This is a genomic window from Ruegeria arenilitoris (assembly GCF_013032855.1).
GTDB classification, from domain to species: domain Bacteria; phylum Pseudomonadota; class Alphaproteobacteria; order Rhodobacterales; family Rhodobacteraceae; genus Ruegeria; species Ruegeria arenilitoris.
This window is the reverse complement of the sequence record NZ_WQDA01000004.1, coordinates 34,160-55,464: the sequence shown is the minus strand read 5'-3', so window position 1 is coordinate 55,464 and position 21,305 is coordinate 34,160. Positions and strand designations below refer to the sequence as shown.

16 protein-coding genes and 1 tRNA gene are annotated in these 21,305 nt (G+C 60.1%); 13 read left to right on the top strand and 4 right to left on the bottom strand.

The features are described 5' to 3' along the window. Positions 1–41: 41 nt before the first annotated feature. Entirely contained in the window at positions 42–1,013 is a 972-nt protein-coding gene (locus GOW72_RS13870; protein WP_170367240.1) for a TRAP transporter substrate-binding protein, read from the bottom strand. Between the two features lie 182 nt (positions 1,014–1,195). On the opposite strand from GOW72_RS13870, the gene GOW72_RS13865 reads away from it, so the two are divergent. Then, a complete protein-coding gene (locus GOW72_RS13865) occupies positions 1,196–1,717 on the top strand; it encodes a winged helix DNA-binding protein (RefSeq protein ID WP_093963275.1) in 522 nt (173 codons plus the stop codon). Positions 1,718–1,761: 44 nt separating this feature from the next. Here the strand turns inward: GOW72_RS13865 and GOW72_RS13860 are convergent. Next, positions 1,762–1,846: transfer RNA gene (locus GOW72_RS13860), tRNA-Leu, on the bottom strand. Between the two features lie 738 nt (positions 1,847–2,584). Here GOW72_RS13860 and GOW72_RS13855 point away from each other — a divergent pair. The 12 genes from GOW72_RS13855 to GOW72_RS13800 all read left to right on the top strand — a co-directional run bounded on the left by GOW72_RS13855 (position 2,585) and on the right by GOW72_RS13800 (position 18,470). After that, the gene (locus GOW72_RS13855; protein ID WP_093963272.1) at positions 2,585–3,013 is read left to right on the top strand and encodes a hypothetical protein; all 429 of its coding nucleotides are present in this window, start codon (positions 2,585–2,587) and stop codon (positions 3,011–3,013) included. Positions 3,014–3,015: 2 nt separating this feature from the next. Further along, the gene (locus tag GOW72_RS13850; protein WP_170359567.1) at positions 3,016–5,028 is read left to right on the top strand and encodes a dynamin family protein; all 2,013 of its coding nucleotides are present in this window, start codon (positions 3,016–3,018) and stop codon (positions 5,026–5,028) included. Positions 5,029–5,035: 7 nt separating this feature from the next. After that, positions 5,036–6,754 (top strand): dynamin family protein, encoded by a 1,719-nt coding sequence (locus GOW72_RS13845; RefSeq protein ID WP_170367239.1) that lies wholly within the window; start codon positions 5,036–5,038, stop codon positions 6,752–6,754. Between the two features lie 126 nt (positions 6,755–6,880). Further along, on the top strand, positions 6,881–7,282 hold the full coding sequence (locus GOW72_RS13840; RefSeq protein WP_170367238.1) for a hypothetical protein: 402 nt from the start codon (positions 6,881–6,883) through the stop codon (positions 7,280–7,282). Positions 7,283–7,308: 26 nt separating this feature from the next. Next, a complete protein-coding gene (locus GOW72_RS13835) occupies positions 7,309–8,163 on the top strand; it encodes a hypothetical protein (protein ID WP_244952435.1) in 855 nt (284 codons plus the stop codon). Positions 8,164–8,234: 71 nt separating this feature from the next. After that, positions 8,235–10,277: a dynamin family protein gene (locus GOW72_RS13830; protein WP_170367236.1), complete on the top strand. Its 2,043-nt coding sequence runs from the start codon at positions 8,235–8,237 to the stop codon at positions 10,275–10,277. Next, a complete protein-coding gene (locus GOW72_RS13825; protein ID WP_170367235.1) occupies positions 10,274–11,557 on the top strand; it encodes a dynamin family protein in 1,284 nt (427 codons plus the stop codon). Before GOW72_RS13830 ends, GOW72_RS13825 begins: the two co-directional genes overlap by 4 nt. Before the next feature lie 340 nt (positions 11,558–11,897). Next, the gene (locus GOW72_RS13820) at positions 11,898–14,039 is read left to right on the top strand and encodes a serine/threonine-protein kinase (RefSeq protein ID WP_170367234.1); all 2,142 of its coding nucleotides are present in this window, start codon (positions 11,898–11,900) and stop codon (positions 14,037–14,039) included. Positions 14,040–14,246: 207 nt separating this feature from the next. Then, positions 14,247–15,254, top strand: a complete 1,008-nt coding sequence (locus GOW72_RS13815) for an FHA domain-containing protein (protein ID WP_170367233.1) — start codon at positions 14,247–14,249, stop codon at positions 15,252–15,254. Positions 15,255–15,257: 3 nt separating this feature from the next. Next, entirely contained in the window at positions 15,258–16,043 is a 786-nt protein-coding gene (locus GOW72_RS13810) for a PP2C family protein-serine/threonine phosphatase (protein WP_170367232.1), read from the top strand. A gap of 22 nt (positions 16,044–16,065) precedes the next feature. Then, on the top strand, positions 16,066–17,316 hold the full coding sequence (locus GOW72_RS13805; protein WP_170359584.1) for a transporter substrate-binding domain-containing protein: 1,251 nt from the start codon (positions 16,066–16,068) through the stop codon (positions 17,314–17,316). A gap of 44 nt (positions 17,317–17,360) precedes the next feature. Continuing rightward, the gene (locus GOW72_RS13800; RefSeq protein WP_170341645.1) at positions 17,361–18,470 is read left to right on the top strand and encodes a transporter substrate-binding domain-containing protein; all 1,110 of its coding nucleotides are present in this window, start codon (positions 17,361–17,363) and stop codon (positions 18,468–18,470) included. Positions 18,471–18,520: 50 nt separating this feature from the next. Here GOW72_RS13800 and GOW72_RS13795 read toward each other — a convergent pair whose 3' ends face one another. Together GOW72_RS13795 and GOW72_RS13790 are read right to left on the bottom strand one after the other, a co-directional pair. Further along, positions 18,521–19,384: a polysaccharide deacetylase family protein gene (locus GOW72_RS13795; RefSeq protein ID WP_170367231.1), complete on the bottom strand. Its 864-nt coding sequence runs from the start codon at positions 19,382–19,384 to the stop codon at positions 18,521–18,523. Beyond that, a complete protein-coding gene (locus GOW72_RS13790) occupies positions 19,381–21,156 on the bottom strand; it encodes a carbamoyltransferase family protein (RefSeq protein ID WP_280525658.1) in 1,776 nt (591 codons plus the stop codon). The genes GOW72_RS13795 and GOW72_RS13790 overlap by 4 nt, the downstream gene beginning before the upstream one ends. Between the last annotated feature and the right edge of the window lie 149 nt (positions 21,157–21,305).

Here is a 21,305-nt window from a genome sequence, read left to right as displayed (position 1 = left end):
GAACCCGGCCGGGCGTTTGGCGCCCGGCCGGTTCGGGTAGTTTACTGCTGATAGGCCTGCAGCAACGCGGCACCGTCCTCGCCGGCGTTGGCCTTCCAGTTTTCGAGCATCTGCGCGCCGATTTCACGCAGGCCAGCCATCAACTCTTCGGATGGCTGTACCACGGTGATGCCGTTTTCCTGCAGAACTGCGGTCTGCTTGGCGGTCTCGACCTGGCTCATTTCCCAGCCGCGGGCTTCTGCGGCGGCGGCAGCCTCGAGAACGGCGGCCTGGGTCGCGTCATCCAGACGGCGGAAGGCGCGCTTGTTCACCACGACCACGTTTTTGGGAATCCAGGCCTGGATGTCGGTGTAGTGGGTCAGAAAGTCCCACGCCTTCGAATTCACCCCGGTCGAGGGCGAGGTGATCATCGCCTCGACCCGGCCGGTGCTGAAGGCCTGCGGAATATCCGGAACCTCGACCTGCGTGGGCGCGGCGCCCGCCAGGTTGGCGAATTCTTCCAGCGTGGCGTTGTAGGTGCGGAACTTCAGGCCCGCCAGGTCATCCACGCTGTTGATTTCCTTGGTGGTGTACAGGCCCTGCGGCGGCCACGGCACCGCGTACAGCACCATCATGCCTTGCTCGTCCAGCAGACCGTTGATCACGTCTTTCTGTGCCGCCCACAGCTTTTGGGCGTCGTCATAGTTGGTGGCCAGGAACGGCAGCGAGTCTGCGCCGAAGGCCGGGTTGTCATTGGCCAGCAACGACAGAAAAAACTCTCCGACGGGCACCTGGCCGCTGCGGACTGCCTTGCTGATCTCGGGGTGCTTGAACAGCGAACCTGCGGAATGGACCTTGATTTCAAGGGCGCCGTCGGTGGCCGCGGCCACGTCCTTGGCGAAGTCGTGGATGTTCACGGTATGGAAGGTGGCGTCCGGATAGGGCGTCGGCATGTCCCAGGTCTCGGCCTGCACCTGCATGGCCAACCCGGCCAGCGCAGCAACCGCGCCACCGGCAATCTTCATCAGTTTCATTTTGGCTCTCCCTGCTTGAGTACTGGCGCAGAAGCTGACTCAACGTTTGCAATTTGTCAACGTTTTGTTATCGTTTTGACCAAATCACTGCAGACTCCAAAGGTCAGCACGTTGAAAACACACGCGCTTCGTGCCAAAACACTGATAATTTCTCAGCGTTTTGCAGATCAAAAGGCCGCAATATGACCGATTCTTCCCCCGACACACGCCGCATCGTTTCCTCTCGCCACCTGGCCGAGGGCGAAGGCTGGGAACTTTCCGAACTCGAATTCGGCCTGATCATTGTCTACAACGCGTTCTCCCGCTGGATGACCCGCTGCATGGCGGCGGCCGGGCAGGCCGATCTGGGACCGCTCGACATCCTGATCCTGCATAATGTCAATCACCGCGGACGCGACAAGCGCCTGACCGACATCTGCTTTCTTCTGAACATCGAGGACAGCCACACCGTGAACTACGCCCTGCGGAAGCTGCTAAAGGCTGGGCTGCTGACGTCGGAAAAGCGCGGGAAAGAGGTGTTCTACCGCACCTCGCCCGAGGGCGTAGAGCTATGCGACGCCTACCGGAAAGTCCGCCAGCAATGCCTGCTGGAGGGGCTGTCAGCCACCGACCTGTCGGGCCCGGATCTGAGGGACCTGGCCCGCGACCTGCGGGCCCTGTCCGGCCACTATGACCAAGCCAGCCGCGCGGCGGCATCTTTGTAGCGCCTCAGCATCCGCCCACGCAGCATGATCGGTAAGAAAGAAAATGGTGCGGGTGGAGGGACTTGAACCCCCACGCCTTGCGGCGCCAGAACCTAAATCTGGTGCGTCTACCAATTTCGCCACACCCGCAACACGGCGCCGACGCGCCGAATGGAAGGGCTGATAACAAACCTTTTGGACAAGCGCGAGAGGGAATCTTGCCGTCTGCGGCGGAATATTGACCCCCGTTCGGAAACAATGGAAATGACCAAGGCGAGAGGAAGAGCGACCCGCGCAACAGCGCCAAAATGTGTGGCATCCGGCTTCCCGGTATATTTTTATTGCCAAATGGAATTCTTAAGGCTGAAACCCGTCGTTTTCGGAACGAAACAAAACGCCATAATTGTTCTGTTTTTGGACACATTCCCAATTTTTCAAAAAATACAAAATTCTCGCTGACGTTGTGGGTCGCATGGGGACGTCTCGACCACCCTCATCAACCCCACACTGAACCCATAGCAATTCGGTCCCTCCGCCTTCTGCCGTGGCGTGCACTCAACCTCTGATCTGGTTTTCTATTTTTCATTTATTTTACTGAATACTAGCTATCTGTCGAATTCATCACGACTAACCCAATCGCACGCCGAAACACACCCCTGATCCAAGCCCGGCAGTCTTGCCTGTTTTGGTTTATACATCCTGAAGTTGCGGCATTGTCATGCAACGGCCACCATAATTGCGCCACATTTCAAACGCCAAAATATCTCAATCACGTCAAAATAACACCGCGATGAAGGTAATTCTGTCTACCAAGGAGTTAATGAGTCTTTTTCGCCTTTTCGGCACCGTACGAGTTTTTTGCTCAACTCCAGTACAAGGGTCTCAGTCGTGACCGAACAGATCAACTCCGCTGCCACCGAGCAAGACGTCGTCTTTCTTGCAAGAGAAAGCTTTGTCGGCGAGCTCAAAAACCTCAACCAGCAATTCCCGAACACGGGTTTCGGCATTGCCCTGAAGACGCATGAGGGCAACGAATACCTGTTGGCAAATGCGCGAATGCCCCTTCCATCGGCCAAATCCAATGGGTTTCCGACCGGACGACGGGTCGCGCGCCTGGACAATGGCACCCGGTTCAGCTCGATCGAAGTGCTGGCCGATTCGCGCGCCTTCGATACCATCTCGCCCGGAACCGAGGCCGAGATGCTGGGCAACGCTCTCGAACTGATCGCCCGGATCGACAGCTTTTCAGGCATGGCGCCTGCCAGTTTGACGGAATCCGGGCATACCCAAATCGCTGCAACCGGAACCGGAGGCTGAACATGGCCCGCAACGACCACCTTTTGTCTGTAGGAAACGAGGCATTGGCGCCGATGTCGGAAGCCATGTCCGCACTGACGACACAGATCGACCAACTGACAGAGGTGGCGGATGCGCGCTCGACTGCGCGGCTGGCCACGCTCAAGACCCGTATGGAAAACTTCACCGCCAGCGTCACTTTCGTCGGCCAGGTGAAGGCGGGCAAATCTTCGATCGTCAACATTCTGGCCGGTCGGCCCGGTCTGCTGCCGTCGGATGTGAACCCGTGGACCTCGGTCGTGACCACGCTGAACATCAACACCCGCATGCCCGGTGAATACAGATCCAAGTTCACCTTCTTCGAGCAGGAAGAATGGGACAATCTTATGGTCGGCGGTGGCCGTTTGGGCGAACTGGCCAATCGCGCAGGCGCCGACGACGAGATGGAGGACATCCGCCGTCAGATCGCGCAGATGAAGGCCAAGTCCGAGGAACGCCTTGGCAAGCATTTTGACCTGATCCTAGGCCAAAGCCACCAATACGATTACTTCGACGAAGAGCTGATCCAGCGCTATGTCTGCCTGGGTGACGAAGACGATCCGGACATCAACCCGAAAACGGGCCGGTTCGCCGACGTGACCAAAGCCGCGGAATTGTACATGGACATTCCGCAGTACCCGATCGCGCTGAAATTGTGCGACACGCCGGGCGTCAACGACACGTTCATGGTGCGCGAACAGATCACTCTGCGCAGCCTGCGCGGATCGGAGGTCTGCGTCGTGGTTCTGGCGGCAAGCCAGGCGCTGACCACTATGGACATGGCGCTGATGCGGATCATCGCGCAGTTCGAGAACCGGCAGATCGTCCTGTTCGTCAACCGGATCGACGAGCTGACCGACCCGGTCAAGCAAGTCCCCGAAATTCGCGACCGAATTCAGGATACACTCAAGCAAAACGGAATCGACACAAGCACCAGCGTTGTTTTCGGCAGTGCGTTGTGGGCCGAGGCCGCGCTGACCGGCAACCCGGACATTCTCACCGACGATTCCCGCCAGGCCCTCAACACGTTCTATCTGGCCGCCGGCTTTGGAGATCAGGCCGCATCGCTGGACAAGATCTGGGCCCTTTCTGGTCTGCCTGACCTGCTGTTGGCCATGAACGAACGTATCGCCCAAGGCGCAGGAACGCGTCTTTTGGACCGTGTCCGTCACCGCGCCCGCAACATCGCAAGTCAGATTCGCGCCACCTCGGTCGCAAAGAGCCTGTCGGGCGGAGACGGCGTTGTTCGCGATCTTGACGGCGTGTCACCCGAAGATGCGATCGCCACCGTCGCGGCCGAATATGACAAGAAAGCTGCCGCCCTGACGACGTCCCTGCGCGACAAGGTGTTGGAACGTCTGGCTTCGGCCGAGGCAAACTTCGTCAAACGTGCAACGGACTCGTTGATCGCGCATCTCGAGCAGAACGGCGAACAGGGCACCTGGCAATACGACCCGGCCGGGCTTCGTACCCTTCAGAAGGCCGCCTATTTCAGCTTTGCCCGCGCAATGCGCAAGGACGCCAGCGCGCTGTATTCCGCAGCCGCAGCGGATGTCGAGGCCCTGTATCAGAAGCTTCTGGGTAACCACTTGGGCGAATTCAGCATCGAGGCGCCCATTGTGCCGCGCGTACCGCCGCCATTGGGCATTGGCAGAACGATCGCGCTGGACCTTCAAAGCACATGGTGGCGTCGCTGGTGGCAACGCCGGAAAGGGTTTGAAGCCTATGCGGCGGACTACACCCGCCTGATCGCATCAGAAGCCAATTCGATCACCAAGGATCTCGAAGAAACCCAGATCGCAGCCGTTCTGGAAAATGTTCGGGCCGTCCTGTCGGATTTCATGCGCGAGCAGCAGGAAACCCTTCTGAGCATCTCGCAATCCGCCGAAAAGGCACCGGGGACCGCCCCGGACCTGATGGCCGGGCTCGAGCCGAAGAAGTCACGTGACGAAATCCTCGGCGACATCCTCAAAGACCTCAGCAACGAAGCAGCGTAAGAAAGCCATGGCAAAAGATTCACAAATCCGCTTCGTCTCTCCTCGGGCATGGGAACGCATCGAGCAGTGGTCCCGCCGCAAACCGGTTTTTGCGCTGATGGGAGAGTTCAGCGCCGGAAAGTCCACGCTCATGAACTTCCTGCTGCGCAAGCAGGCCCTACCGACGCAGGTGACGGCCACCCAGCTGCCGCCGGTCTGGTTCAGTTGGGGCAACAAACCGGCTTACGTCCAGCGCCATGACGGGACCACTTCTCCGATTGGTTTGGACGAATTGGACAAGGTGGGCGTCAACGACGCGCAGTTCATCCGCATCTATCTTGAAGCGGACATTCTCGAGGCCGTCGACCTGATCGACACGCCCGGCATTTCGGACCCCAAAATTCAGGCCGATGTCTGGCGCCGTGCGGTAGGTCAAGCCAACGGGGTGCTATGGTGTACGCACTCGACGCAGGCCTGGCGCGAGACCGAACGCGCCACGTGGGTTTCGTTGCCGGAACGGCTTCAGCACAACTCGCTTCTGTTGGTCACGCGCGCGGACGCACTGGATCTGAAAGACCGCCAGAAAGTGCTCCGCCGCATCAACCGCGAAGCGGGGCACCTGTTCAATCGGACAATCCTGTTTTCCGCCCGTGACGCGATCATCGCGCGTGACAAAACGGGCGACGCCGAGCTGTGGTCGCGCAGCGGCGGCGGCAAGATGATCGACAGCTTTCTTGAGATCACCGAGCAGATCATGGACAGCCGTGCGGAAAAACTTGCCCGCTACCAGATCGACAAGAGCCTCGCCGGCACGCCCCCGGTTCAACCGGTGCGTCCCGAACGATCCGATCGCCAGACCGCAGCCGAAGAGCCCGCGCCTTTCAAGTTGACCAACCCGCTGGATCAGGATGATGGATTCGAGGCGGTCCGGAACTCGGACGATGTGATCGCAACCTTCCCGGTTCGACCGGCCCGGGTGGAGCGCCGCGGCGAGTCGACCGAACGCGAGCGGATCAACCCGGATGACGCCGACCGCTTGCGCGCCGAAATGACGCCGGTGCCCGATGACGATTTGCGGGCCTTGTTCCGGGACGAGGATGAGGATCGGCTCAGCGTCGCCGCAACTTCTACTGCGGTGACTCAGCTGGACGACGAAGACTTTGACGAGGTCGATGACGATACGCTCGATTTCGAGGACGACGAAATGCTGGTCGCAGACGCCGATGACCAGACCAACGATCAGGGTGCCCAGGACGAAGACCTGCTGGCCACGCTGTCAGAACGTTTGGTTGGCGAGTCCCCCGCACCGGCAGCAGACGAACAGGACGAGACCCCGGCACCCAGTGTCGAAGACTCGGTCTCGTCCATTGCTTCGCTGTTGTCCCAGCAACAGGGTGACGATGCCACGACCTATGAACCTGAGCCGGAATCGAACGGCCTGGTTGCGGCCCAGACCCCGGAAGACCAGGAACCCGAAGCGCCTTGTGAGCAGGTCGGCGAAGGCGAAACCTCGCTGGAACACCTTTTGAGCGTGCCGGCAGGAGCTCCGCTCAGCGCGGCGGCGATGTGGAGGGAAATCGCGGCCAGTGAAGATATCCCCCAAGACGTGGACGGGCTGCACGCCGTGTTCCAGGCCTTTCTTGAGGAGTTCGACAAGATCGCTCACGAGCACACCGGGCGCGACGAACAGGACAGGATTCAACCGGTACCAAATCCGAAAGACAGGGCGGAGTGGCATGTGTTGTAACCGGGCCTCATGGGACACGTTGGAAACGGTAAACCGTTTCCCATCCCGAACGGCAATGCTACTCAGCGGCGCGACGGTTTCGAACCGCTGCGCCTTTGGGCTTAATAAGGGATAACAGAGCTTTAGATGACGATTGACGCCGCATTGACCACCGCCATGGAGACCATTCCCGACTGCATCGCAGCGGGATATGTCGACATGGAAACGGGCATGCTTCTGGGCATGTCGGCAACCGGGACCGAGGATGGTGCAGCCTTGGAAACCCTCGCCATTGCGGTGGCAAATCTGTTTCAGGGCCGGGGCGTTCAAGCATTCGAAGCGCTGTTGGCCTCGGCCGGACTACAGGATCCGGAGAACCCGGGATTTGGGGAAATCTCGGTGTTTTCGAACGACCGGCTACACATCTTCATGCGGACCCGGGCCTATCCGGAACACGTGGTCTGCTACATCTGCCGCGACAGCGCGAATATCGGGCTGACGCTTACGAAATCACATCTCAGCCTGGGGCCGGTAGCGGCCGCAGTTTAGACGGGACCAGAGGGGGTCACGGCATGATGGCGACAGACATAATCGACATGCTCGAAAACATCGGGCGGTCTGCGACGCCCCGTTTGTCGCCGGCCGTTCGGTTAACCGGGGACACGGCCGAGGCCCGGCGGGCCAGCATACTGAACCTGATCCGGGGAACGGTTCTTCCAAGACGCTTGGAGTTCAACGCCCAGAACGGAACGATCCTGGCGATCGAGGTGAACAGCTCACGGATCACGGATGTTTATTCGGCAAGCACCGGCGCCCTTCCGGATTTCGAAACCGAACCGCGCGAAGCGCTGATCGAAAAGCTGGCGCGGCTCGTGTCCGACCTGGCAGCGATCGCCCCTCCGATCGAAGTGGTGTCTCTGAAACCGGACGGGCCGCTGGAGGCGGATGACGTCGGCATCACTTTCAGCGAGATGCAGAAAGCCTGTGCCGAGCTCGTTCTGCCGTCAGAGCCGCGGGTTTCGGTTGTCCCGGATCCCGTCGAGGACAAGAAAGAGCAGGACAGCGCTGAAAGTGTAGAACTCAGTGTAGCCGCGGCTTTCTTCGACGGCGCCGAGCGGTTCGCCATGGGACGTCTGCTGACAAGTGCCGAGGGGGCGACCCACCAGTTCGATGGCGTGTGCGCCGATGGCCAGCCTCTTCACCCTTCGGATGATCTGTTGACCCGGTTCGCACAGGACCTGGCGGGATGGGATGCGGACAATACCGGGCTGCTCGAACAGCCGCAACTGATCGTCATGCGGCCGTCAGGTGGCAAGGGCGCGGGTGTCGCACTGGTCCGGGATGGTCGCAATACAGCCGCCGCCGTACATGACGCGCGCAAGCTGGGTGCCGTCGTCAACCTGTGGAAATCTCTGCGGGAGTCGGTCTGATGACACCGCTTTCGCGACAGTTGAAGTTAAGTTTTAAGCAAATCTTGGGTACCAGTTTTTAGGGTAGTGTTATGAGTGAAACCAACCGCCGGGAATTGATCCGGATCGCCAGCGAAATGAAAGAGGTGAGCAATGACGAGACCTGTCAGTTCATCTCTCGCATCGTTGACGATCTCAGCGGCCTGAAACCATCGATTGCATTCGTCGGGCAGATCAAGGCCGGGAAGTCCCGCCTGATCAACGGCTTTACGGGACAGGCAGAATTTCTGCCGTCGGACGTGAACCCGTGGACGACCGTGATCACCGACATGCATTTCGGACATCCCTCCGGGCGCACATCGGGGGCCGAATTCCATTTCTTCGACAACCGCCAATGGCAGGCGCTGATCGCCGAAGGCGAAGAACTGCGCAACATGTTCCCCGACGATGAGGACAGCTATAAGCGCGAGATGATCGAGGAGCAGGTCGAGGCGATGAAGAACCGCGCTCGTCTGCGCCTGGGTGACAGTTTCGAACAGCTGATGGGCCAGCATCACGACCTCGAAGAACTGACGTCGGATGACCTTGCCCGCTATGTCTGTGCCGGGGATGATCCGACCGACGAAGCCGAACATGATCCGGGCTCGGACCGGGGTTTGTACAGCGACATCACCCGCAAGGCCGAGGTGTATTTTGATCTGGGCCATTTCCCGTTCCCGCTGACCGTGACCGACACGCCCGGCGTCAATGATCCGCTGTTGATCCGCGAAGAGATCTCGCGCCAGTACCTCAAGGAATCCGACTTTTTCGTCGTGGTTCTGTCCGCGCACCAGGCCCTGTCGCGCGCCGATTTGAAACTGTTCCGGCTGATGCAGGCGCTTGAGCTGGGTCAGATCGTGGTTTTCATCAACCGGGTCGACGAATTGGGCGGCGGTGCGGAAGACGCGGCGAAAGTACGCGCCGACGTTTTGGACGGGTTGGAAAAGGCTCTGGGGAAGTCCAGCATCGACGTTCTGATGGGCAGCGCTCAGTGGGCGCATTACGCACTGACCGGGGACGAAACCGGCGTCAACCACGATCACATCCTCGCCTGGCTGCGGGCGCATCCCGAACAGATGAAGCAGTACCTTGCCGGCGTCGAAGAGATCAAACGCGGCCCCGGCCCCATCAGCCGCGAGGCGGTTCTGCGGTATGCCGCGATGATCGCCTCGGGCTTGCCCGATCTGCGCCGGCATGTCACCACCGCGCTGACTGACGGCCCGCGCAACGAACAACTGCGTATGGCGTGGCAACATCTGAACGGCTTTGCCCAGGGCGAGCTGGAACGCAGCAAGGCCCGCCTCCGCGCGCTGGAAGAAGATGGCCAACCTTCGGACGATGCGGCTGGCGAGAATGACAAGACCCTCGCCGAGTTGCGCAAGCTTGTATCGGACAAAACCGCAGAAATCACCCGCGACATGGATGATGTTCTGGCAAACTTGCGTGGTGTGATGGATGACACCGTGGCCGAAGCCGTCGTATCGGTTGTGCGCGGACCCGACGGGCAATCCCCGTTGCTTGCCAAAGGTGGCGCAACCGAACTGAACTTTACACCGTTGCGCGAACGCATGCGCGAACTGGTGCAGGGTGCGACTCAGGTCATTCGCCAGCGGATGCTCAGCGAACTCTATGCCATCGACATGCAGGCCAACGCGTCTCTGCGGTCCCTGCCGGGCTGGCAGGAGCCGACCGACAGCCGTATGAACACCAGTGCCGTGCGCTGGTTCCGTCCGGATACCACCGCATTGACCCGAGGGATTACGGTCGAGTTGCGGGTGAACTGGTTGTCGCGTCTGATTTCGCGGAAATCCGTCGTCTCTCGCGCCGAGCGCATGATCGTGCAGGAATTCGAGATGATCGGAGACGATCTGATCGATACCGCGCGTGAGAACCTGCTGGAGCGCCTGAATACCGCTCTGGATCATTTCCTGGCCCTGCTCGCCGGGCATCTTGAAAACCGCACCGCGACGGGCGAGACATGTGAGCGCACCCAGGCGCAGGTCGATTTCGACCGCGCACGCCGGATCGCGGACGAATTGCAATCGACCTTTGGCGCTGAACACAGCGACGAACGACAAGCGGAGGCCGCCGAGTGATTGAATTTCCCGGAACCGAGACGGAAGTGCGTCAGCTTGACCGTTTTCTGACCGCAACCGAACGCCTTCCGTCCACGCCCGAGTTGGACGACATGCGCGCGCGGGCACAGTCCCACGCCGAGCGTTTGTCAAACGCGGTTTCAATCGGTTTTGCCGGGGAATTCGGCGCCGGGAAGTCCAGCCTTGCCAACATGCTCGCCGGAGCTGACATCCTGCCCACGGGTCCGCAACATCTGAAATTGCCTCTGGTGATTGTCACCTATGCGGACACGCCTGAAACGACCGTTGGGTGGTGGGACCGCGAGCCAAAGGTTTATTCCGGCATCGCCCTGGAAAAGGCCGCGGCCGACAATCCTGATTTTATCTCGGTGGGGCTGAACACCCCTGCCCTGCGCGAAATCTCGTTGTTCGACCTGCCCGGCTCCGGTGCGCTGGACGACACTTACAAACAAACGCTTGATTTGTTGGAATTCGTCGATTGCGCCATCTGGTGCACGAACGGAACCAACGCTTGGCGCGAGACCGAGCGCCATTTGTGGGCACAAGTCCCGCAAAACCTGCGCGACAACAGCTTGCTAGCCGTCACTCACACGGACCTGCCCCCTGTCCGCGACGCCCTCGATCGCGTTCTGTCGCGGTTGGAGAAGGAGAAGTCGGGCATGTTCCGCGCGATCGTACCGATCGGGACACCAGTTGCCGTTCGCGCCATGGCGCAAGAGCCGGAACCGGACTTCGCCTTGTGGGAAACCTGCGGCGGCCAGAACCTTGCGGAGAAGGTGCTTGAAATTGCATCGCATCGCCGCCGAACGGATCTGGAGGCCGCGCGGCAGGACCTTGCCGCTGACTTCCTGCCGTTCTTGGAGACATTGACCGGCGCGGGCGAAGCCGCAGCCTCGGACACCAGAACGGTACAGCCCAGTCTGGAATCTGCGCTGCCGCCGCTGGACAACCCGATCCTCGAAGACTGGCTGGCGGCGATCGCCAGCATTTACGAAGACCTGCGCGACAGTTCGGACATCGAACCGGCCGCCTTCCTGCAAAGCTGTCAGGAAATTGTCGAAGATTTTGCTGAACGGCTGGAAAACGGGTCCGAGATCGATCCCGAAGCCGACTGGATTCCGGGCGAGTTCGAAAAGGCCACCGACCTGCTTCTGCTGCTTCAATTCGAGAGCGGCGAAGGGCCACTCAAGGATGCGATCAGCATACTGGCGCAGCTCAGCGACAACCTGGCGTGGGCCGGCAGCACGGTCGCTTCGGCCCCTCCGAAGACCGGAACCTGAGTCATTCCCGCAAAGATTGAGCCGCGGCGCGGCGAATCGTTAACACTGGAATCATGATTCCATTGTTTCGAATCCGTGGACCATGGGTCGTCTGGCGCCCGGACTGAATCCTTTTTGTTCGCCGGGAGACACTACATATATGTACTCTATCAGCTATTAGATCAATATATTGATCTGCGCCCGAAACCGTTCTCAGTGAAGCCACGAGGCGGCCCCATTAAAGTCAAATTTGAAACGTCTAACCGTTCTCAAGTGTCCTGCGGTTGTGTTGGTTGTGTGTTCGTGGGCTGATTGCCCGGTTATTTTGGCCGCAAGTTTTTGGAATGATGGGCGGGAAGAAATGAACCACAACCAGGCTGTCGGTGCATCGCACGACGAACCTCAAATTCAAGGTCTGCAACCGGGCGCGAAACTGCTGCGCGGCCAGTACGAAATTCTTCGCTTCCTCAGCAATGGCGGGTTCGGCATCACGTATTTGGCGCGTGACAGCCTGGAACGCGATGTGGTCATCAAGGAATGCTATCCGGGTGCCTTGTGCCGCCGCAACGGTGACCTGGTCGAACCCAATGATCCGGCCTTCAAGGACGACCTGCGCGCGATCATCGACCTGTTCATTCAGGAAGCCCGCAACCATGCTCGCCTGGTCCACCCCAATATCGTCGACGTGCACCAGGTCTTCGAAGACAACGATACTGCGTATATCGCGATGGACCTGATCCGTGGATGCGATCTGCTGGATTACATCGAGGACCCCAAGACCGAAACCGGCCCGGACTTTATCGTCCAAGTCACCGAAAAGATGCTGTCCGCGGTTTCATTCATCCACCAAAGCGGGATGCTTCACCGGGACATTTCGCCAGACAACATCCTGATCGACGAAAACGGCGAACCGATCCTGATCGATTTCGGCGCCGCGCGCGAGCAGGCTGCCAACCAATCGGCGGCCCTGTTGACGCTTCGGGTGATCAAGGATGGGTACTCGCCGCACGAGTTCTACGTGCGCGGCTCCGAGCAGGGTCCCAGCAGCGACTTGTATGTGTTGGCGGCAACGCTCTACCACGCGATCAGCGGCGAGCGCCCGATCGACGGCCAATCGCGCCTGAATGCCTTCAACAACGGACAGAAAGATCCCTATCAGCCGCTGACCGGTCGCTTCCAAGGTTACCCGGATGGCTTCCTTGGGGCGATCGACAAGGCCATGGAGGTCCACGCGACTGACCGCCTTCAATCTGCACTGGACTGGTTGCGGATGTTCCGCGGCCCCGGTGTCGAATTCGACAGCTTTGCCTATCGCCCCGTTTCGGTAATCGTGGCCTTGGACCGCAAGGACGAAGAGGCCGAAAAGGCCCGCATCAAAGCCGAAAGCGAAAACGCCGAAGCGGTTGTAACAGCCCTGCTGGCCGGCAATTCCGATCTGGCTCTTGGGCATGGCGAAAAAAACGACGACGGACCGGCAAGTTTTGCCCAGAAGGACGAGCCCGCAGCAGCAGTGGACACGGTTGTCCAAAAAGGATCGGGCGGCAACGGCAAGTTGATCGCGGGTGTCGCCGCAATCGCGATTTTGGCCGCTGGTGGATTCTTCGTGATGTCCGGCGGCTCGACCGAGACGGACCCGACACCGATCCAGACCGCGACGCCCACCGAGACGGCCAAACCTGCCGAAACGCAGACGGCCGAACCAGTGATCGCGCCCGAAGCAAACAAGGCAGAAGAAACCGCAGCAGCAACCGAAACAGAACAGCAGGTGGCAGAAGACCAGCCTGTCGAGCAGGCCGCAGCGGCTGTCACACCGCCGGCGGTGGAAACACAGGAAGAAGCGGCGCAGCCCGAACAACCTGTCGAAGTGGCGGCGGTTGCACCGAGCGCTCCGGTCAATCTGGCCGAGACCCAAGTCAGCTATGCCCATTGGGATGTCAAAATCCCGTTCTCGACTTCGCAGCGGCGCGCCTCGACCGGAAACATCATCGCCATCACCGGTGTGCATGCCGACCAGGACATGTCCACGATCGGTGAATGGGTTCAGCGAGGCGCAGCGATCTATACCCTGAACGGCAGCCCTGTGCGCGCCGGAACGACGCTTGCTGCGCAGGTTCTGGACAACCTTCAGGTTGACCCGGACGGCTATATCCGTGTCGCGGCGCGGTATCGCCCCATCGGACAGACCCGCGCGCAGAACGGCCTGCTGGCCCTGCCCGCAATCCGCGAGTTCGGGCTGGCCAACGGTTACTCGTTCGAAGCCCGCGGCGCCGATTTGCCCGAATGGCAGACGGTTGTTGCCGGAGCACCGGCCGCAACGGCAGGTGGCCTGCAGACCGGCGACATTCTTGTCCGCGAGACCGTCTCGGGAACCGAGATGATTGCTGCCGACAGTCTGGATACCGCGCTGAACGCGTTGGTTTCCGAAAACAAGCCCGAAGCACGTTTGGTTGTGCTTAGAAACGGGGCGGAAACAACCGCCGTGATGCCTTTGGCGCAGGAGTGATCAGACCGGTACGTATTTGATCCGCCAGTTTGTGTTTGCTGAGGAGGATGCCGCGTTTTGGCCCTCCTGGTGGGGACAGGCCCACCGCGGAAGGTAAGAGTGTTTCAGGTTTCCAACTTCATCAGTGCCGCTGCGCCATGCGCAGAGGTTCGTAGCAGCCCCACGGGTCACCTAAGCCCGTGCAAGTAGTCAAAAGGTGTCGACACCATGTTCAAATACAAAAGCCCACTCAGCCGGCTTCTCGAGGGTGCCGGCAAAGCCAAAGAAGCCGAAGGGTCGGAACCCGAAGTCGAAACGACCGACAAGGCCGAGCCGATTGCGGACTTCAATGCACTGCGCCAGGCACTGGCTGGTGGAAACCTGAGCACGGACAGCTACGAGGAAACCGACGAGCTGATTCCGGAAGAGAAGATGCCCGATTTCGCCGAGACCGACCCGGCGGTGGAAGAGACAACAGAGAGCGAAGAAGCAGCCGAAGCCGCGCCTGAAGCGCCGGAAGAAGCCGAACAGGTCGTGACGCTGCACGTTGCGGCAACCGAAGAAGAAGAGACCATCCAGTCGGTCATGGCCGAAACTGCCGAACCCGATCCGGAGGAAGTCCAAGAGGAAGAGGCCTCGGCGCCGACGCCGTTCGAGCTGCCGGAACCCATTGCAATCGAAACTGCCCCGGACGAAGCAGCTGCAGATGCCGAACATGTGGCCACCGAGCCCGAAGAACCCGAAGCCGCTCCGGAAGCAGCCGAAGCGCCGGCCTCGGATCGTCGGTCGCGCGTCAAGACCACCTTCCTCGGGTTCGAGCGTCCTGACACACATGTGCAGGAACTGATCGAAACAGCCGAGCCGGTAGCCAAAACCGAAACCGCAGGCGCGACATTCCCCGTCGGTTGGCTGGCAGTGACCAGTGGCCCCGGCCGGGGGTCCAGCATAACACTGACCGAAGGGCTGATGCAGATTGGCCGCAACGATGACCAGGCGATCCAATTGGATTTTGGCGACACCGGGATTTCGCGGTCGAACCACGCCGTCATTGCCTATGATCCCGAAGACCGCAAATGCTATCTGGGCCATGGCGGCAAGGCAAACCTTGTGCGCCTGAACGGCAAACCCGTCCTCAGCACCGTGCCGCTGTCCAGCGGCGACCTGATCCGCATCAGCGAAACATCGCTGCGGTTCGTGGCCTTCTGTGACGAAAACTTCGACTGGCGGGACGCATAACGGATGCTGGCTACTCCGGCATATGACATTGCACTGATCCTGGATCAGGGTCAGCGCGACACGCAGGAAGACGCGGTTGCCTCGCGGGTCTTTGATGCCGCCAACGCCGGTTATGTCGTGGTGGCAGACGGTATGGGCGGTCACGCCGCGGGCGAAGTGGCTTCGGATCTGGTGGTCAAGTCCTGGTGCGAAGTGCTCGACGCAGTTCTGGAAAATCCGGAATTGACCGAGAATACGCTGCTGGATGCGCTGCCCATGGCCGCAATGCAGGCCAACGCGGCCGTGGCGGGGTATGGCGACGACCAGCACCAAGGCTTCAACATGGGCTCGACCCTGCTGGGAGTTCTGCTGCTGGGCAACAAAGTGTTCTGGATCTCGATCGGCGACAGCCCTTTGTACCTGTTCCGCGACGGCGTTCTGTCTCAGATCAACGAAGATCATTCGATGGCCCCGGTCATCGACGCACAGGTAACCCGAGGGGAGCTGTCCGAAGCCGAAGCGCAGTCCCATCCCGAACGCAACCAGCTGACCTCGGTCATCATGGGCGCGGCGATCCCCAAGGTAGACTGCCCCGAAGACGCGCTGGAACTGACGACCGATGACATCCTCATCCTCGGCAGTGACGGGCTGCAATATCTGGGCAACCACGACATCCAGTCCATCCTTCAGGACAACACTTCGGCCCTCTCCCAGGACATCGCCGACAGCCTCCTCAAGGCACTGATCGCCAAGGGTGACCCGGATCAGGACAACATTTCAATCGCCGTCATCAAAACGGCCCGACAATAACAAAAGCAAAGCAACAGGACCCATGAGAACACACCTGATCATATCCAGCATTGCCCTGGCGGCAGCAACGGGGGCAGCCTCGGCGCAAGAGGCATGCTCGACCTACGAGATCCAGCGCGGCGACAGCCTGCGTGAACTGGCCATCAAGGTCTATGCGACCGAAGACTATCGCATCATCTACGACGCCAACCGCGACACGATCGGGTCCAACCCCAACATCATCCGCGTCGGCGACGTTCTGACCTTCCCCTGCCTCGAGGATGTCGGCCGCGCCGCGCCTGAACCGGAAACCGAGGCCGAGCGCATGGCCGCCGAGATGGCAGCCGAACTGGTCAAGGCCGCGGAAGAACGTGCCGCCAAGGCCATCGCCGAGGCCGAAGCCCGCGTTGCGGAGGCCCAGCAGGCCAGCGACAAGGCTGTCATCGAAGCCAAGGCCGCTGCGAAGAAGGAAATCGAGGCCGCCCGCGCAGAAGGTGCCGCGTTGATCCGCAACGCCGGTGACGGCACCCGCCCCGAGATCCGCGACCGGCAGTTGCTGCTGATCACCGGGGGCAACTACGCGCCGTTTACGGACGAAGCCCTGCCCAATCGCGGTCTGTACACGAACCTAGTCGAAACCGCGATGCTGCGGGCGGCGCCGGAACAGGCCTACAAGATCCAGTTCGTGAACGACTGGTCGTCGCATCTGGACCTGCTGATGCCCACCCTGGCCTTCGATGCCACGTTCCCTTGGTCGCGCCCGAATTGTGAAGAAGCCGAGGCACTTTCGGAGAGCGACCGGAACCGGTGCGAGACCTACAACTTCTCGAACCCGTTCTACGAAGTGGTCGACACGTTCTTCGCCAAGGATGGTTCAGGCTACGAAACCTCGCTCAGCTACGCGGAATTCGTCGGCACCACGATCTGCCGCCCCGAGGGCTGGTCAACCTCGCACATGGACGCTGTAGGTCTTTATGAGCCTGCGATCACCATCTTGCGCCCCGTCGATCCGGACGAGTGTTTCCACGCAGTCATGGACGGGCGGGCTGACCTGGTCGCCATCGAAGCGCATCTGGCCGTCGAGGCCATCGGTCGGCTGGGCTATGAACACAAGATCATCGAAAACCCCAACCTGGCGGCGATCAAGTCGCTCAACGTCATGACCCACAAGGACAATCCGGATGGGGAAGCGATCCTCGAGACGCTCAATCAGGGTCTGGCGATCATGCAGCAATCGGGCGAATGGCGCGACATCGTCTCGACCGCCCTGCGGTACCAAATGGAAAACGGATAAGGGCCGGCAAGGTCTGACAAAACAAAAGTCTGGAGGAAGTGGACATGTTTGAAATCAATCTGAAGAAACTGGTGGCGGCAGCCACCGCAGTAACCGCCCTCAGCGCCGGCGCCGCCGCCGCTCAGGAGGCCTGTACCAACTATACGGTTCAGGACGGTGACACGATGGCAACCATCGCCATCGCGGCCTACGGCACATCGAACTACCAGCCGATCTTCAACGCAAACCGCAACGTCATCACCAACCCGAACTCGCTTGAGCCGGGCATCGTTCTGGCCCTGCCCTGTGAAGACGGCAGCCTGCCGAATGGCCGCAGCGCGCAGGAAATCATCGCCGCGGAAGAACAGCGCGCTGCAAGCGTGAAACGCTCGAGCGTCTATGAGCCGCCGATCAAACTGGTCACCGGTAACGGCTGGGCGCCCTTCGCAGATGAATCGCTGAATGGCGGTGGCATCATCCCGCGTCTGGCAACCACCTCGTTGCAACGGGGCGGCAACGCCCGCGACTATTCGGTTAGCTTTGTTGACGACTGGAATTCGCACCTGGAAACCCTGCTGCCGCTGGGCGCGTTCGACGTGTCGATGGCATGGAACATGCCGGACTGCACCAACCGCAGCTACGAATGGTCCTGGGAAACCGAGGTGCGCTGCACGCAGTTCGACTCGTCGGTCCCAGTCTATGACATCGTGGTCGGTTTCTACACCCTGCCCGAAAGCCAGTTTGCCAACGCGACCACCTTTGACGAGCTGAAAGGGTCGACCATCTGCCGCATGGACGGCTGGTTCATCCACGATCTGGAACAGCAAGGTCTGATCAATGGCGACACCATCACCTTGATGCAGCCGATCACCGCGCGGGAATGTCTGGATGCCGTGCTGACCGGCACTGCAGATGTTGCAACCTTCGAGGTCCAGCTGTTCTCGGACACCATGGTTGAAATGGGCCTGAACCAGAACGACCTGATCGAGAACCCCTTCGTGACTTCGCTGTCGTCGCTGCGTTTCATCGCGCACCGTTCGAACCCGTTCGGCAAGCAGTACCTGGCCATGCTGAACAAGGGCCTGAACGAAATGCGTGAATCCGGCGAATGGTACGCGATCGTTTCGGACTCGCTGCGCGAGCACAACGACAAGCTGATGGCCGCGTCGAACTGATCCCTCGGTTCCGCGAATGACTGGGGCTGGTCGACTGACCGGCCCCTTTTTTATTCTCCGATCAACTGATCCAGCCGACCCGCAAGGCCGCCTGCGGGGATCAAACCCTCGACCTTGCGCAAAAGTCGCGCGCCGCCAAAGTTCAGCCACTGAGACTGCCGCAACGCCCAGTAAGCGGCTTTGGCAGTTCCCAAGGCCACGAGTTGGTCCCGTGAAACCATGAATGACCGAGGTTCCACGATCTCGTAGGGATGCAGATAAACCTGCGGCGGTATGCCGGCCTGTTCAGACCGTTCGATCAATGTCCTCGCCAGACCCGAAGTCATGAACTTCAGATAGCTGCCTCCCAGACGCACCATCGGCCCCCTGCCCGCCAATGGCGTCATGAACAACGGCAAGATCCGGAGCGTGGTCAGCCCCATTTCCTGCGAAAACCGATCACATTCCTGCACCGAGGCGAAGAATGACGAACAGTCGTAGTCGAAATGACGTTCAATCAGGCGGTACTGTTCAGGCGTTGCGCGGTTCAATCGAAAACGCGGGGCGCGAAACCCTCGAACAGGGGTGTTCCCGACCTCTTCTAAAGCTTGCCGCGCCTGACCCAGCATACGGTCTGTGGTCTCCGCAGACTGCAGGTCCATGCTGTCATGAAAATAGTAGTGGCAAGCAACCTCGTGGCCCCGCCTTGCGATTTCGGCCACCAGATCAGGCGCATCGCGTGCTACGACTCCCGTGCAGAAGAACGTTGTGGGGCCACCGGTAGATCCGCCATGTGAGCGAAGGAAGCCATCAATGGTTTCAAAGCTTTGCCACAGCTCTTCAACTCTGAGGGGTCCGGTTTCCCAGACCCCCAGAAGGCGTTTCAGATCATGCGCAAAGTCTTCGAAATCGACGCTGAGAAACAGCCGGGTCACGCGACAGCTTGGGCCCGGGCGCTGTCATCCTTCAGCGCTTCGCGCAGCACGACATAGTCACCGATCACCAACGCATCCACTCCCGATGCGGCAAATGTCGCGCAAGCATCCAAAGGCGAATAGACGATGGGCTCCTGGATATTGAACGAGGTATTCAACAACACGGGCACTCCGGTCTTTTCACCGAACCGGGTCAACAAGGCGTGGTACAGCGGGTTCGCCGATTGCGACACCGTATGTACGCGTGCCGTCTGGTCAGTATGGGTGATTGCCGGGATGTCTGCCGCCCGATCGTCACGCACACGAGCAACGATGTTCATGTAGGGGCTGGTCTGATCAATCTCGAAAAAGGTCGAGGCCGCCTCCTCCGCAACGCTGGGCGCAAAGGGCCGGAAATGCTCGCGTTTCTTGATCTTGACGTTCAGATCGTCGCGAATGCTGTCCTTGCGTGGGTCTGCAAGGAAGGATCGGGCACCCAGAGCACGCGGGCCAAACTCTGCCCGCCCCTGGAACCAGGCGATGATCTTGCCTTCGGCCAGCAGGTCGGACACACGGTCCAGGAACTGGTCAACAGGCAAGGCCTGCTGCGGTTCCGCACAATACTGATCCAAGGCAGCGGTGATGTCGGCATCTGCCCAATCGGCACCCTGATATGGGCTGCGGACCGAGGGCAGATCGACCTGCTCGCTCGGAATGCAGGCCAGCGCTGCGCCAACTGCACAGCCAGCATCATGTGGGGCCGGTGGAATGATGACCTCGTCAAACGTGCCGTCCGCGATCAGCGTTCCATTCGCCGTGACATTTAGCGCGCAGCCGCCAGAAATTACCAATTTGCGCAGGTCCGGATTGGCTTTGCGGACCGGCTCCAGAATATGGTGCAGGGCTGCCTCGAACGCGGCTTGCACGGATGCCGCCAGGTCCACGTGGCGTTCGTTCGGCGCGGTGCCGGGCTCGCGCCGGGTGCCGAACAGTTCTTCCATACGTGGATGGAACTCGCCGCGCAGGGCTGAGTGATAGTCGCACAGCGCGGTGTTCACGCGGTAACCGCCGTCATCGTCCAGGATCAGAATTTCGCGCAGGATGGCGTCGCGATAGATGGGTTTGCCATACGGAGCCAAGCCCATCATCTTGTATTCGCCTTCCAGCATCTTGAAGCCAAGAAAACCGGTGAAGGTCGAGTAGAAATGACCCAGCGAGTTCGGCCAGCGATGATCCGCCAGACCTTCCCGCTTGCCGTTCCGCACAACTGACACGATGGTCGAGCTTTCCTCGCCGCCACCGTCGTAGGACAAGGAAACGAAGCTGTCCCAGTCACGCATCGCTTCGGCGTACAGTTGATGGGTCAGATGGTGGTTGATGTAGTGCAACTTGAAATCGGCCGGACCATGCTCGGCCGTCAGGATCTTGCGGATGCGAAACAGGTCCATCCAGCCGCTGTCCTGTGACTCGTCCGACGAGGCATCTGACACGAACAGTGCCCCGATCCGCGCCGTTACGCTTTTGGCGGCTGAGGGTCGCTGCAAAATCTTGCGCATCGTGCCCATACCTCGGCCGACCATACGCCAAGGCTGCCAATAGACCGCAACCTCGTCGATGTCCGAGAACTTCAGCCCAGCAATGCGCAGAACTTCGGCGATCGCCTGATGGGGAAATGCCCCGTCATTCTTGACCCGCGTCAGCCGCTCTTCTTCGATTGCGGCAACCAGCTTGCCGTCCTTGAACAGCGCGGCAGCGCTGTTGCTCATTGTAGCCAAACCCAAAATTACTGACATAACCTAAAACACCCTTGGCCAAAAAACTTGCCTGATAACGCGGCCACGTTAACGGTCAGAGGCTGGTAGGTGCAACCCGGATGAAGGTGCTGCTCGATCAAATTTCAGCCTTTCACGGCCAACCGGAAGCCATGCAAGTGTGATTCACC

What these genes read in the sequence shown, in the direction of transcription:
- GOW72_RS13815 (WP_170367233.1), top strand. Translation starts at nt 14,247, where the DNA reads ATGTTCAAATACAAAAGCCCACTCAGCCGGCTTCTCGAGGGTGCCGGC.
- GOW72_RS13790 (WP_280525658.1), bottom strand. Translation starts at nt 21,156, where the DNA reads ATGTCAGTAATTTTGGGTTTGGCTACAATGAGCAACAGCGCTGCCGCG.
- GOW72_RS13835 (WP_244952435.1), top strand. Translation starts at nt 7,309, where the DNA reads ATGGCGACAGACATAATCGACATGCTCGAAAACATCGGGCGGTCTGCG.
- GOW72_RS13830 (WP_170367236.1), top strand. Translation starts at nt 8,235, where the DNA reads ATGAGTGAAACCAACCGCCGGGAATTGATCCGGATCGCCAGCGAAATG.
- GOW72_RS13800 (WP_170341645.1), top strand. Translation starts at nt 17,361, where the DNA reads ATGTTTGAAATCAATCTGAAGAAACTGGTGGCGGCAGCCACCGCAGTA.
- GOW72_RS13840 (WP_170367238.1), top strand. Translation starts at nt 6,881, where the DNA reads ATGACGATTGACGCCGCATTGACCACCGCCATGGAGACCATTCCCGAC.
- GOW72_RS13820 (WP_170367234.1), top strand. Translation starts at nt 11,898, where the DNA reads ATGAACCACAACCAGGCTGTCGGTGCATCGCACGACGAACCTCAAATT.
- GOW72_RS13845 (WP_170367239.1), top strand. Translation starts at nt 5,036, where the DNA reads ATGGCAAAAGATTCACAAATCCGCTTCGTCTCTCCTCGGGCATGGGAA.
- GOW72_RS13865 (WP_093963275.1), top strand. Translation starts at nt 1,196, where the DNA reads ATGACCGATTCTTCCCCCGACACACGCCGCATCGTTTCCTCTCGCCAC.
- GOW72_RS13810 (WP_170367232.1), top strand. Translation starts at nt 15,258, where the DNA reads ATGCTGGCTACTCCGGCATATGACATTGCACTGATCCTGGATCAGGGT.
- GOW72_RS13805 (WP_170359584.1), top strand. Translation starts at nt 16,066, where the DNA reads ATGAGAACACACCTGATCATATCCAGCATTGCCCTGGCGGCAGCAACG.
- GOW72_RS13870 (WP_170367240.1), bottom strand. Translation starts at nt 1,013, where the DNA reads ATGAAACTGATGAAGATTGCCGGTGGCGCGGTTGCTGCGCTGGCCGGG.
- GOW72_RS13850 (WP_170359567.1), top strand. Translation starts at nt 3,016, where the DNA reads ATGGCCCGCAACGACCACCTTTTGTCTGTAGGAAACGAGGCATTGGCG.